Annotated in this window: 12 protein-coding genes; 10 read left to right on the top strand and 2 right to left on the bottom strand. The window is 66.7% G+C overall.

Annotated features, from left to right (window positions below):
- The first annotated feature begins 120 nt into the window (after window positions 1-120).
- From galE to tatC, 10 genes are all read left to right on the top strand, one after another.
- Complete coding sequence (gene galE, locus L1Z78_RS05440; protein ID WP_234640537.1) at window positions 121-1,131, top strand: UDP-glucose 4-epimerase GalE; 1,011 nt, start codon at window positions 121-123, stop codon at window positions 1,129-1,131.
- 76 nt (window positions 1,132-1,207) lie between these two features.
- The gene (hisF, locus tag L1Z78_RS05435) at window positions 1,208-2,008 is read left to right on the top strand and encodes an imidazole glycerol phosphate synthase subunit HisF (RefSeq protein WP_234640536.1); all 801 of its coding nucleotides are present in this window, start codon (window positions 1,208-1,210) and stop codon (window positions 2,006-2,008) included.
- Between the two features lie 261 nt (window positions 2,009-2,269).
- On the top strand, window positions 2,270-2,668 hold the full coding sequence (gene hisI / locus L1Z78_RS05430) for a phosphoribosyl-AMP cyclohydrolase (protein ID WP_234640535.1): 399 nt from the start codon (window positions 2,270-2,272) through the stop codon (window positions 2,666-2,668).
- Window positions 2,665-3,078: a phosphoribosyl-ATP diphosphatase gene (locus L1Z78_RS05425; RefSeq protein WP_234640534.1), complete on the top strand. Its 414-nt coding sequence runs from the start codon at window positions 2,665-2,667 to the stop codon at window positions 3,076-3,078. Before hisI ends, L1Z78_RS05425 begins: the two co-directional genes overlap by 4 nt.
- Window positions 3,075-3,467, top strand: coding sequence for a DUF4870 family protein (locus L1Z78_RS05420; protein WP_234640533.1), 393 nt, complete (start codon window positions 3,075-3,077; stop codon window positions 3,465-3,467). The genes L1Z78_RS05425 and L1Z78_RS05420 overlap by 4 nt, the downstream gene beginning before the upstream one ends.
- A 19-nt stretch (window positions 3,468-3,486) precedes the next feature.
- A complete protein-coding gene (locus L1Z78_RS05415) occupies window positions 3,487-4,518 on the top strand; it encodes a patatin-like phospholipase family protein (RefSeq protein WP_234640532.1) in 1,032 nt (343 codons plus the stop codon).
- A 31-nt stretch (window positions 4,519-4,549) separates the two neighbouring features.
- Window positions 4,550-4,912 (top strand): histidine triad nucleotide-binding protein, encoded by a 363-nt coding sequence (locus L1Z78_RS05410; RefSeq protein ID WP_234640531.1) that lies wholly within the window; start codon window positions 4,550-4,552, stop codon window positions 4,910-4,912.
- Between the two features lie 182 nt (window positions 4,913-5,094).
- On the top strand, window positions 5,095-5,334 hold the full coding sequence (tatA, locus tag L1Z78_RS05405; protein ID WP_234640530.1) for a Sec-independent protein translocase subunit TatA: 240 nt from the start codon (window positions 5,095-5,097) through the stop codon (window positions 5,332-5,334).
- A 21-nt stretch (window positions 5,335-5,355) separates the two neighbouring features.
- Window positions 5,356-5,844 (top strand): Sec-independent protein translocase protein TatB, encoded by a 489-nt coding sequence (tatB, locus tag L1Z78_RS05400; RefSeq protein WP_234640529.1) that lies wholly within the window; start codon window positions 5,356-5,358, stop codon window positions 5,842-5,844.
- Between the two features lie 147 nt (window positions 5,845-5,991).
- Window positions 5,992-6,816: a twin-arginine translocase subunit TatC gene (gene tatC, locus L1Z78_RS05395; protein ID WP_234640528.1), complete on the top strand. Its 825-nt coding sequence runs from the start codon at window positions 5,992-5,994 to the stop codon at window positions 6,814-6,816.
- Between the two features lie 90 nt (window positions 6,817-6,906).
- Here tatC and L1Z78_RS05390 read toward each other — a convergent pair whose 3' ends face one another.
- Together L1Z78_RS05390 and L1Z78_RS05385 are read right to left on the bottom strand one after the other, a co-directional pair.
- Window positions 6,907-8,382 (bottom strand): glutamate synthase subunit beta, encoded by a 1,476-nt coding sequence (locus L1Z78_RS05390; RefSeq protein ID WP_234640527.1) that lies wholly within the window; start codon window positions 8,380-8,382, stop codon window positions 6,907-6,909.
- 70 nt (window positions 8,383-8,452) lie between these two features.
- Window positions 8,453-13,183 (bottom strand): glutamate synthase-related protein, encoded by a 4,731-nt coding sequence (locus tag L1Z78_RS05385; RefSeq protein ID WP_234640526.1) that lies wholly within the window; start codon window positions 13,181-13,183, stop codon window positions 8,453-8,455.
- Window positions 13,184-13,247 lie beyond the last annotated feature (64 nt).

The raw sequence follows: 13,247 nt of genomic DNA, 5'->3' as shown, positions 1-13,247 counted from the left end.
ACGTCGTTTGTCTGGAAATGTGATTTCTCCCTACTTTTGTGGTCAGAGCCCTTGAAGCCGATGGGAAGCTGGGTTATTGCGATACTCGGCGGGCCCGAAAATCACCCCAACGAGGTATTCATGATCCTGGTCACCGGCGGCGCCGGCTTCATCGGCTCGCACACCTGCGTGGAACTCGCCGCCGCGGGCGAGCCCTACCTGATCTACGACAACTTCAGCAACAGCAGCCCGGACGTGCTCGAACGCATGGAGCGCATCACGGGCCGCCGGCCGCTGTGTGTCGAGGGCGATGTACGCGACCCTGCGGCACTGGCGCGGCTGTTCGCCGAGCACTCCATCCGCGAAGTGATCCATTTCGCCGCCCTCAAGGCCGTGGGCGAGTCGGTGGCCCAGCCGCTGCGCTACTACGAGCACAACGTGGGCGGCACCGTCGCCCTGCTCCAGGCCATGCAGGCGGCCAACGTGCGCAGCCTGGTGTTCTCCTCCTCGGCCACCGTCTACGGCGATCCGGCCAGCCTGCCCATCCGCGAGGATTTCCCCCTGTCCGCCACCAACCCCTATGGGCGCAGCAAGCTGTGGATAGAGGACATGCTGGCCGACCTGGACCATGCCGAGCCCGGACAGTGGCGCCTGGCGCGGCTGCGCTACTTCAACCCCGTGGGTGCGCATGAAAGCGGCCTGATCGGAGAGGACCCGCGCGACATTCCCAACAACCTCATGCCGTATGTGGCCCAGGTGGCCACCGGCCAGCGCGAGCGGCTCAGTGTCTACGGCAACGACTATGCGACACCCGACGGCACGGGCGTGCGCGACTACATCCATGTCACCGACCTGGCGCGCGGCCACCTGGCGGCGCTGCGCTACCTGCGCGGGCAGCAGGGGCTGCTGACGGTGAACCTGGGCACCGGCCGCCCGGTCTCGGTGCTGGAGATGGTGCGCGCCTTCGAGCGTGCCAGCGGCCGCCCCGTGCCCTACCAGATCGTGGCGCGCCGCCCTGGCGACGTGGCCCAGTGCTGGGCCGACCCGGCCGAGGCCGAGCGCCTGCTGGGCTGGAAGGCCGCCCTGGACGTGGATCGCATGTGTGCCGATGCCTGGCGGTGGCAGAGCACGGCGGCCCGCTTCGAACGCTGAAACCCGCAGGGCCCGCTGCCCCTGGGGGCGTGGTATCTTTTCGCCCTTCCTTCACGCCTTAGCCACGAGTCTGCCCATGCTAGCCAAACGCATCATCCCCTGTCTTGACGTCACGGGAGGGCGCGTCGTCAAAGGCGTGAACTTCCTGGAGCTGCGCGATGCCGGCGATCCCGTGGAGATCGCGGCGCGCTACAACGCCCAGGGCGCGGACGAGCTGACCTTCCTGGACATCACGGCCACCAGCGATGGGCGCGACCTGATCCTGCCCATCATCGAGTCCGTGGCCAGCCAGGTCTTCATCCCCCTGACCGTGGGCGGCGGCGTGCGCACCGTCGAGGACGTGCGCCGCCTGCTCAACGCGGGCGCGGACAAGACCAGCTTCAATTCGGCGGCCATCGCCAACCCCGACGTCATCAACGCCGCCTCGGACAAGTATGGCGCGCAGTGCATCGTCGTGGCCATCGACGCCAAGCGCCGCACGGCCGAGGACGAGCAGCGCATGGGCGCCGACGGTCGCGCCGTCGGCCCGGGCTGGGACGTCTACAGCCATGGCGGGCGCAAGAACACCGGCCTGGACGCCGTGCAATGGGCCTCGGAGATGGCGCGTCGCGGCGCGGGCGAGATCCTGCTGACCAGCATGGACCGCGACGGCACCAAGTCCGGCTTCGACCTCAGGCTCACGCGCGCCGTCAGCGACGCCGTCCCCGTGCCCGTGATCGCCTCGGGCGGCGTGGGCTCGCTGGACGACCTGGCCGATGGCGTGACCCTGGGCGGCGCCGACGCCGTGCTGGCCGCCAGCATCTTCCACTACGGTGAATTCACCGTGGGCCAGGCCAAGCAGCGCATGGCCGAACGCGGCGTGCCCGTGCGCCTCTGATACGGAGCGTCGGCGGACTCCTTCATTTCAGTTTTCCATGGCGCTCGCGCCACCCACAACCCATGAAACCGGCGCAGCCCAAAGGGACCAGGGACAGCGAGCAAGGGCCTGAGCCGGCCGCACCGCCCCGCAGCAAGGCTGTCGTCTCCCTCCCGCGCAGCGAGAGAGGGGGGAAGGCGCGAAGCGGCTCAGGGGGTGTATTTTCAACCCAGGCAATTCCTGACAATCCTGTCACGGGGATGCCCATCCAGGATATTCACAATGCAGGCAATGAACTGGCTAGATCAAGTCAAATGGGATGCGCAGGGCCTGGTGCCCGTGATCGCGCAGGAAAAGGACACGGGCGACGTGCTGATGTTCGCCTGGATGAACCGCGAGGCCCTGGCCAGGACGGCCGAGCTGGGCCGCGCCGTCTACTTCAGCCGCTCGCGCAACAAGCTGTGGTTCAAGGGCGAGGAATCGGGCCACGTGCAGACCGTGCACGAGGTGCGCATCGACTGCGACAACGACGTGGTCCTGCTCAAGATCACCCAGACCGGCCACGAGCCCGGCATTGCCTGCCACACGGGGCGCCACAGCTGCTTTTACAGCGTGCTGCAGGACGGCCGGTGGCAGGCCGTCGATCCGGTCTTGAAAGACCCCGAATCGATCTACAAATGAATTCCACGACCATGAACGACACCGCAAACACCTCCTCGCAGGACGCGCTGGCACGCCTTGCTGCCGTCATCGAAAGCCGCAAGCCCGCCAACGGCGGCGACCCCGACAAGAGCTACGTCGCCCGCCTGCTGCACAAGGGCCCCGATGCCTTTCTGAAGAAGATCGGCGAAGAGGCCACCGAAGTGGTCATGGCCGCCAAGGACGCGGACCATGGCGGCGATGCCGGCAAAATCCTCTACGAAGTGGCCGACCTGTGGTTTCATAGCATGATCGCCCTGGCCCACTACGGCCTGACGCCTGCCCAGGTCGTGGCCGAGCTGGAACGCCGCGAAGGCACCAGCGGCATCGAGGAGAAGGCGCTGCGCAAGGCCCGGGAACGTGACGTGAACGAGAAAGGACCGCTGCCATGAATGACGATTTCATCGAAGTCCGCGCCCTGGACCAGTCCCGCGTCGAAGGCCTCAAGGCCTGGGGCTGGGTCAGCTATCTGCTGCACCTGGTGGTGGCCGTGGCCGCCGTCGTGCCCGGCGCCCAGCCCAGCATCGCGTTGCTGGTGATCGCCCTGATCATCGACCTGGTCAAGCGCGGCGACGCCGAAGGCAGCTGGATGGCCAACCACTTCTCGTGGCGCATCCGCAGCGTGGTCTGGGCCGGCATCCTGTACCTGGTCACGGCGCCGCTGTGGCTGCTGTTCTTCGTGCCCGGCTGGATCGCCTGGACCGTCATCTCCATCTGGTTCCTCTACCGCATCGTGCGCGGCATGGTCGCCATGAACCGCAACCAGGCCGTGGACCGCTGAGCCACAGGACACGGCCTCCATGTCCCCGACCCCGACCTGCAAGATCAACCTCGCCCTGCAGGGCGGGGGCTCGCACGGCGCCCTGACCTGGGGCGTGCTCGATGCGCTGCTGGAAGACGGCAGCCTCGTCTTCGACGGCATCAGCGGCACCAGCGCCGGCGCCATGAATGCCGTGGCCCTGGCCCAGGGCTACGCCCGGGCCGCGCGCCAGGAGTCCGATCCCGAAGCAGCCAGGCAGGCGGGCGCCGCCCTGGCCCGCGCCGCCCTCACCGAACTGTGGGAAGGCGTGGGCACCATGGGCAGCCTGATGTGGGGCGTGCCGCTGCCGGGCAGCCCTTTCATGGGCGTGCTCAACCAGTTCTTCTCGCCCTACCAGACCAACCCGCTGGACATCAATCCATTGCGCAAGCTGCTCGAACGCGTGGTGGACTTCGAGGCGCTGACCCATCCTCCCCTGGAAGGCGTGGTGCCCAAGGTCTTCGTCTGTGCCACCAATGTGCGCACGGGCCGGGGCTGCATCTTCTCGGGCAGGAAGCTCAGCGCCGACGCGGTGATGGCCTCGGCCTGCCTGCCGCAGCTGTTCAAGGCCGTCGAAATCGAGGGCGAGCCCTACTGGGATGGCGGCTTCTCGGGCAACCCGGCCCTGTATCCGCTGATCTACGGCACGGCATCCAGCGACATCCTGCTGGTGCAGATCAACCCCATCGAGCACCACGACCTGCCCAATACGGCGGCGGACATCATGGACCGCATGAACGAGGTCACCTTCAACGCCGGCCTGCTGGCCGAGCTGCGCGCCATCGAGTTCGTCAAGCGCCTGCTCGAGCAGGGCCGGCTGGACCCGGCACGCTACAAGAAGGTGCTGCTGCACCGCGTGGATGGCGGCGCCGTGCTCAAGGGCTACGGCGCCTCGACCAAGACGCGCTCGGACATGCGCTTCGTGCGCGAGCTGTTCGAGCTCGGGCGCGAGCAGGGACGCCAGTGGCTGGAGCAGCACCGCAGGCACATAGGCGTGCGCCAGACCCTGCAGATCAACGACAATCCTCCCTGATTCCCGACCGACCCAGGATCTTCCGAGCGCCATGCACGACCACGACCCGAATTGCCTTTTCTGCCGCATCATCAAAGGCGAGATTCCTTCCCGCAAGGTCTATGAGGACGATGAAGTCTTCGCCTTCCACGACATCCATCCCGGCGCGCCGGTCCATTTCCTGATCGTGCCCAGGAAGCACATCCCCTCCATGGCCCAGGTCCGGGCCGAGGACGCGCCGCTGCTGGGCCGGCTGATGGCCCTTGCACCGCGCCTGGCCGCCGAGCAGGGCTGCAATCCGTATCCCGAAGGCGGCTTTCGCCTGGTGGTCAACACCGGCACCGAAGGCGGCCAGGAGGTCCACCACCTGCATGTGCATGTCATGGGCGGACCACGCCCCTGGCTCAAGGGGTGACATCTCTTTGAGCGGCCACGCGGCTTTCCGAGCACGATGGCGGCAGCCGGCGCAGGCTGGCCCGTCTCTTGCTTGAGGATGTCCCTGTTTCTCGCGCCGGCCGAACGGCTTTTGTGGGGCCTTGCGAACGGCTGCCATGGCCCGGCGTCTAAAATGACCTGCAATTCTTAGGAGAGATTCTCATGGGCTCGTTTTCCATCTGGCACTGGCTGATCGTGCTGGCCATCGTGGTTCTGGTGTTCGGCACCAAGAAGCTGAAGAACATCGGCTCCGACCTGGGCGGCGCCGTCAAGGGCTTCAAGGACGGCATGAAGGACGGCTCCACGCCCGAAGGCACGCCGGGTGCCGCTCCCGGCCAGGTCGCCAATCAGACGACCGCCGACAAGACCACCATCGACGTCGAAGCCAAGCAAAAGAGCTGATAGCTCGACTGCCCTGCGTTCATGATCGATATTGGCCTGTCCAAGATGGCGCTGATCGGCGCCGTGGCCCTGGTGGTCATCGGCCCCGAGAAGCTGCCGCGCGTGGCGCGCACCGTCGGCACCCTGCTGGGCAAGGCCCAGCGCTACGTGGCCGACGTGAAGGCCGAAGTCAACCGTTCCATGGAGCTCGATGAGCTGCGCAAGATGAAGGATGGCGTGGAAAGCGCGGCGCGTGACGTCGAGCAGTCCATCCATACCTCGGCCGCCTCGTTCGAGAAGGACTGGAACGAAACCACGGCCTCGCTGGCGTCTGCGTACGAGTCCTCCTCCTACGACGCCGGCAGCGATACGCACAGCGCCGTGGCGCCGAGCTACAGCCATCCGCGCAAGAACTGGCGCCTCAAGCGCGCCGCCGTGCCGCAGTGGTACAAGGCCCGCTCCGGCGTGCGCACCAAGGCGCAGTCAGGCGCCGCGCGGGTCGCGCGCTTTCGGCCCCAGAAATTCCGCTGAGCATGCTGGCGCGCCGCGGGCCCAGAGGCATGCCCGGCCTTTGCCACCGAGGCGCCCCTTGCTGCCGACACCTGCCCGATCCGTCGGGCTTTGTGCTTTCCACCTCCTGTCCACGGGCACTTTCCTGCCCTGCCCCGGTTTCGCACCATGTCCGACATTCCACCTAAAGAAGACGAGCTGGCCGGCACCGAGCAGCCCTTCGTGCAGCACCTGATGGAGCTGCGCGACCGCCTGCTCTACTGCATCTACGGCATCGCCCTTGCCGTCGCCGTGCTGGCCTTCTGGCCCGGGCCCAACGGGCTGATCGACTTCATCGCCCACCCCATCAAGGCGCACATGCCGCCCGACGCCAAGCTCATCGCGGTCGGCGTGTTCACGCCCTTCTTCGTGCCGCTGAAGGTGCTGATGATGGTCGGCGTGCTGGCCGTGCTGCCCTGGATCATGTACCAGATGTGGGCCTTCGTGGCGCCAGGCCTGTACAGCCACGAAAAGCGTTTCGCGCTGCCGCTGATCATCTTCGGCAGCCTGCTGGCCTACGTGGGCATCGCCTTCGTGCAGTTCTTCGTGCTCGACAAGATGTTCGCCTTCATCCAGGGCTTCACGCCGGACAGCGTGGCGGCCACGCCGGACATCGCCTCCTACGTGGAGGCCATCCTGTCGCTGTACCTGGCCTTCGGCCTGGCCTTCCAGGTGCCCATCGTGGTCATGCTGCTGGTGCGCTTCGGCATGGTGGAGATCGACAAGCTCAAGTCCTTCCGCGGCTACTTCATCGTCGTGGCCTTCGTCATCGCCGCCGTGGTCACTCCGCCCGACGTGATCTCCCAGCTGGCCCTGGCCGTGCCCATGTGCATTCTTTACGAGATCGGCATCCTGGGTGCCGGCTGGTTCAGCCGCGTGTCCAAGGCTCCGGAAGAAGAAGCCGAACCCGGCACTGCAGTGGACAAGCCGGCAGACGACAAGCCCGCGCAATAGTCCCCGCAGCACGAAAAGCAAAAAGCCCTTGGTTCATCACCAAGGGCTTTTTCTTTGGCCGATGGCCAAGCCCCTCGCGGGGCTGGCATCTCAACGCGGCAGGTCGGACGCGCCCATGAGGAACTCGTCAATCGAGCGAGCGGCCTGTCGGCCTTCGCGGATGGCCCAGACCACCAGGGACTGGCCGCGGCGCACGTCGCCGGCTGCGAACAGCTTGGGCACGCTGGTGGCGTAGCCGCCCGTGAAGTCGGTGGTGGCCTTGGCGTTGCCGCGCGCGTCCTTGTCTACGCCGAAGGCGTCGAGCACGGCCTGCACGGGGCTGACGAAGCCCATGGCCAGCAGCACGAGGTCGGCCTTGAGCACCTGCTCGGAGCCGGGCACCTCGACCATCTTGCCGTCCTTCATCTCGATGCGCACCGTCTTGACCGCCGTGACCTGGCCCTTCTCGCCGATGAACTCCTTGGTAGCGATGGCGAACTCGCGCTCGCAGCCTTCCTCATGGCTGGAGCTGGTGCGCAGCTTGATCGGCCAGTAGGGCCAGACCAGGGGCTTGTTCTCCTGCTCGGGCGGCATGGGCATCAGCTCGAACTGGGTCACGCTGACCGCGCCGTGGCGGTTGCTGGTGCCCACGCAGTCGGAGCCGGTGTCGCCGCCGCCGATGACGATGACATGCTTGCCGTCGGCGCGCAGCTGGCCCTTGAGCTTGTCGCCCGCGTTGACCTTGTTCTGCTGGGGCAGGAACTCCATCGCGAAGTGGATGCCCTTGAGTTCGCGGCCCGGCACGGGCAGGTCGCGCGACTGCTCGGCCCCGCCGGACAGCAGCACGGCATCGAACTCGGCCATGAGCTGCTCGGGGCTGACGGTTTCCTTGGCCCAGTTGGTGACCTTGGAGTCCTGGCCCAGGCCATCCTTGCCCGCCACCAGCACGCCGGTGCGGATCTTGACGCCTTCGGCCACCAGTTGCTCGACGCGGCGGTCGATGTGGGACTTCTCCATCTTGAAGTCGGGGATGCCGTAGCGCAGCAGGCCGCCGACGCGGTCGTTCTTCTCGAACAACGTCACGTCATGGCCGGCGCGCGCCAGCTGCTGCGATGCGGCCAGGCCCGCAGGACCCGCGCCGACCACGGCCACCTTCTTGCCGGTCTTGCGGCTGCTGGGAAGGGGCTTGACCCAGCCTTCGGCCCAGGCGCGGTCGATGATGGCGTGCTCGATGGACTTGATGCCCACGGCGTCGTCGTTGATGTTCAGCGTGCAGGCGGCCTCGCAGGGCGCGGGGCAGATGCGGCCCGTGAACTCGGGGAAGTTGTTGGTGCTGTGCAGCACGGCGCTGGCGCTCTTCCAGCCACCGTGGAACACCAGGTCGTTGAAGTCCGGAATGATGTTGTTGACGGGGCAGCCGTTGTTGCAGAACGGCGTGCCGCAGTCCATGCAGCGCGCGCCCTGGATCTTGGCCTGGCTGTCATCGAGGCCGATGACGAATTCCTTGTAGTGCTTCACGCGCTCGGCGACGGGCGCGTAGCCCTCCTCGAGGCGCTCATATTCCATGAAGCCGGTGGTCTTTCCCATGATGTCGTTGTCCTGATGTGTGGGGTGCAGGGATGGACGCGGGCCGCTGCCCGCATCCTTCGCTTCCTTGTTATTTGGCGGCCACCGCCTCCTTGGCGTGTTCCTCGACCTCGGGCGTGGCGGGCTCTTCCATCACCTGGCGCTCGTACATCTCGGACAGCGCGCGCTTGTACTCGCTCGGGAAGACCTTGACGAACCTGGAGCGGGCCGCGGCCCAGTTGTCCAGCAGGTCGCGGGCACGCTTGGAGCCGGTCCAGCGGCTGTGCGCCTCGATCAGCGCGCGCAGCTGGCGCTCGTCGGTCTCGCGGCGGTGCCACACGGCAGGAGAGACCTGGGCCAGGTGCTCGTCATGGGGCAGCACCTTGTCCAGGGACACGGACGCCTTGTTGCAGCGTTCGGCGAACTTGCCGTCCTCGTCGTAGACATAGGCCACGCCCCCGCTCATGCCGGCGGCGAAGTTGCGGCCGGTCTTGCCCAGCACGACCACGGTGCCGCCGGTCATGTATTCGCAGCCGTGGTCGCCCACGCCTTCGACCACGGCCGTGGCGCCTGACAGGCGCACCGCGAAGCGCTCGCCGGCCACGCCCCCGAAGAAGGCCTCGCCGCTGGTGGCGCCGAACATCACGGTGTTGCCCACGATGGTGTTGGTGGTCGTATCGCCACGGAACTCATGGCTGGCGTGCACCACCACGCGTCCGCCGGACAGGCCCTTGCCCGTGTAGTCGTTGGCGTCGCCGCGCAGGTTCAGCGTGATGCCGTTGCACAGGAAGGCACCGAAGGACTGGCCGCCCGTTCCCTCGAAGTGGATGCGGATGGTGTCGTCGGGCAGGCCTTCGGGGTGCTTGCGCGTCACGGCGCCCGAGAGCATGGCTCCCACCGAGCGGTTGACGTTGCGCGCCACCTCCATGATGCGCACCTTCTCGCCGTTGTCGATGGCGGGCTTGCAGCGCTCGATCAGCTTGACATCCAGCGCCTTGTCCAGCAGGTGGTCCTGGCTTTCGACATGGAAGCGCGCCACGTCGGCAGGCACCTCGGGCTGGGCGAAAAGGCGCGAGAAGTCCAGGCCCTGGGCCTTCCAGTGGGCGATGCCCTTGCGGGTGTCCAGCAGGTCGGAACGGCCGATCAGGTCATCGAACTTCGCCACGCCCAGCTGGGCCATGATCTGGCGCACTTCCTCGGCGATGAAGAAGAAGTAGTTCACCACGTGCTCGGGCTTGCCCGAGAACTTGGCGCGCAGCACCGGGTCCTGCGTGGCCACGCCCACGGGACAGGTGTTCAGGTGGCACTTGCGCATCATGATGCAGCCCTCGACGACCAGGGGCGCCGTGGCGAAGCCGAACTCGTCGGCCCCCAGCAGCGCGCCGATGACCACGTCGCGGCCGGTCTTCATCTGGCCGTCGGCCTGCACGCGGATGCGGCCGCGCAGGCGGTTGAGCACCAGGGTCTGCTGGGTCTCGGCCAGGCCGATTTCCCAGGGCGAGCCTGCGTGCTTGATGGAGGACCAGGGCGAGGCACCCGTGCCGCCGTCGTGCCCGGCGATCACCACGTGGTCGCTCTTGCACTTGGCCACGCCGGCCGCGATGGTTCCCACGCCCACTTCGGACACGAGCTTGACCGAGATGTCGGCGTGCGGGGCCACGTTCTTCAGGTCGTGGATCAGTTGGGCCAAGTCCTCGATCGAGTAGATGTCGTGGTGGGGCGGGGGCGAGATCAGGCCCACGCCGGGCACGGAATGGCGCAGCTGGCCGATGTAGTCGGACACCTTGCCGCCGGGCAGCTGGCCGCCTTCACCGGGCTTGGCGCCCTGGGCCATCTTGATCTGCACCTGGTCCGAGGACGACAGGTACTCGGCCGTGACGCCGAAGCGGCCCGATGCCACCTGCTTGATCCTGGAACGCAGCGAGTCGCCGTCCAGCAGCTCGATGTCGGCCTCGACCTTGTCGGCGCCGATGATGGAGCCCAGGGTCTCGCCCTTCCTGATGGGGATGCCCTTGAGCTCGTTGCGGTAGCGCCTGGGGTCTTCGCCGCCTTCGCCGGTGTTGCTCTTGCCGCCGATGCGGTTCATGGCCACGGCCAGCGTGGCATGCGCCTCGGTGCTGATGGAGCCCAGCGACATGGCGCCGGTGGCAAAGCGCTTGACGATCTCCTTGGCCGGCTCGACCTGGTCCAGCGGGATGGCCTTGGCGGGATCGACCTTGAACTCGAACAGGCCGCGCAGCGTCATGTGGCGCCTGCTCTGGTCGTTGATCAGCTGGGCGTATTCCTTGTAGGTGCTCCAGTTGTTGGAGCGCGTGGAATGCTGCAGCTTGGCGATGGCGTCGGGCGACCACATGTGCTCTTCGCCGCGCGCGCGCCAGGCGTACTCGCCACCGGCGTCCAGCATGGTCTCCAGCACCGGATCGTCGCCGAAGGCGGCGCGGTGGTTGCGGATCGCCTCCTCGGCGATCTCGAACACGCCGATGCCCTCGACGCGGCTGGCCGTGCCCGTGAAGTACTTGTCCACGGTGTCGCTGTTCAGGCCGATCACCTCGAACAGCTGGGCTCCGCAATAGGACATGTAGGTGGACACGCCCATCTTGGACATGATCTTGGACAGGCCCTTGCCGATGGCCTTGACGTAGTTGTAGATGGCCTTGTCCGCCGACAGGTCGCCACCCAGCTCCTTGTGCATGTCGGCCAGGGTTTCCATGGCCAGGTAGGGATGCACGGCCTCGGCGCCGTAGCCCGCCAGCACGGCGAAGTGATGGACCTCACGCGCCGTGCCGGTCTCCACCACCAGGCCTGCGGTCGTGCGCAGGCCCTCGCGCACCAGGTGCTGGTGGATGGCAGACAGCGCCAGCAGCGCGGGGATGGCCACCTGGGTGGCGCTGACATGGCGGTCGCTGATGATCAGGATGTTGGCACCGCCCTTGATGGCGTCCACGGCCTGCGCGCACAGCGATGCCAGCTTGGCTTCCACGCCCTGCTTGCCCCAGGACAGCGGGTAGGTGATGTCGATGGTGGCGCTCTTGAACTTGCCCTGGGTGTGGCGTTCGATGTCGCGCAGCTTGGCCATGTCGGCGAAGTCCAGCACGGGCTGGTGCACTTCGAGGCGCATGGGCGGGTTGACCTGGTTGATGTCCAGCAGGTTGGGCTTGGGTCCGATGAAGGACACCAGCGACATCACGATGGCTTCGCGGATGGGGTCGATCGGCGGGTTGGTCACCTGCGCGAACATCTGGCGGAAGTAGTTGTACAGCGGCTTGTTCTTGTCCGACAGCACGGCCAGCGGGCTGTCGTTGCCCATGGAGCCTATGCCTTCCTCGCCGTTCTTCGCCATGGGCGCGAGCAGGAACTTGATGTCTTCCTGCGTGAAGCCGAAGGCCTGCTGGCGCTCGAGCAGCGGCAGCGTGGCGGCCTCGGGGGCGGCCGGGGTGTCGGCGCCCACGCTGCCCAGCTTGATGCGCAGGTTCTCGATCCACTGCTTGTAGGGCTTGGTGTTGACGATGTTGGCCTTGAGCTCGTCGTCCTCGATCAGGCGGCCCTGTTCCAGGTCGATCAGCAGCATCTTGCCGGGCTGCAGGCGCCACTTGCGCACGATGGCGCTGTCGGGCACGGGCAGCACGCCGGCTTCCGAGGCCAGGATGACCAGGTCGTCGTCGGTGATCACATAGCGCGAGGGGCGCAGGCCGTTGCGGTCCAGCGTGGCGCCGATCTGGCGGCCGTCGGTGAACACGATGGAGGCCGGGCCGTCCCAGGGCTCCATCATGGCGGCGTGGTACTCATAGAAGGCGCGGCGGCGCTCGTCCATGGACTCGTGCTGCTCCCAGGGCTCGGGGATCATCATCATCACGGCCTGGCTGATGGGGTAGCCGGCCATGGTCAGCAGCTCCAGGCAGTTGTCGAACGTCGCCGTGTCGGACTGGCCCGCGAAGCTGATGGGATAGAGCTTCTGGAGGTCCTCGGCCAGCACGGGCGAGGCCATCACGCCCTCGCGCGCCAGCATCCAGTTGTAGTTGCCGCGCACGGTGTTGATCTCGCCGTTGTGGGCCACGTAGCGGTAGGGGTGGGCCAGCGGCCACTCGGGGAAGGTGTTGGTCGAGAAGCGCTGGTGCACCAGGCCGATGGCCGAGACGCAGCGCTCGTCGGACAGGTCGTTGTAGTACACCCCCACCTGGTCGGCCAGCAGCAGGCCCTTGTAGACCACGGTGCGGCTGCTCATGCTGGGAACGTAGTATTCCTTGCTGTGCTTGAGCTTGAGGTTCTGGATGGCGGCGCTGGCCGTCTTGCGGATCACGTACAGCTTGCGCTCCAGCGCGTCCTGCACGATCACGTCGGCGCCGCGGCCGATGAAGACCTGGCGCAGGATCGGTTCCTTTTCCTGGACCGTGGGCGACATGGGCATGTCGCGGTTCACGGGCACATCGCGCCAGCCCAGCAGGACCTGGCCTTCGGCCTTGATGGCGCGTTCCATCTCCTGCTCGCAGGCCAGGCGCGAGGCATGTTCCTTGGGCAGGAAGATCATGCCCACGCCGTACTCGCCGGCCGGCGGCAGGGTCACGCCCTGCTTTGCCATTTCTTCGCGGTAGAGCTGGTCGGGAATCTGGATCAGAATGCCGGCGCCATCGCCCATCAGCTTGTCGGCGCCCACGGCGCCGCGGTGGTCGATGTTCTCGAGGATCTTGAGCGCGCCCGTGACGATGTCATGGCGCTTGACGCCCTTGATATGGGCGACGAAGCCGAGGCCGCAGGCATCGTGCTCGTTGCTCTTGGAGTACAGACCGTGGTCTTGGAGATGCTTGATCTCGGCAGCCGTCGTCATGGCGGAATCCTCAAATTTTTCGCAGGGAATGCAAGATTAAGGCAAGGCATCAACCCATGCAATA

It is taken from the genome of Delftia tsuruhatensis (assembly GCF_903815225.1).
GTDB lineage: Bacteria > Pseudomonadota > Gammaproteobacteria > Burkholderiales > Burkholderiaceae_C > Comamonas > Comamonas tsuruhatensis_A.
This window is presented reverse-complemented; position numbering and strand designations above follow the sequence as displayed.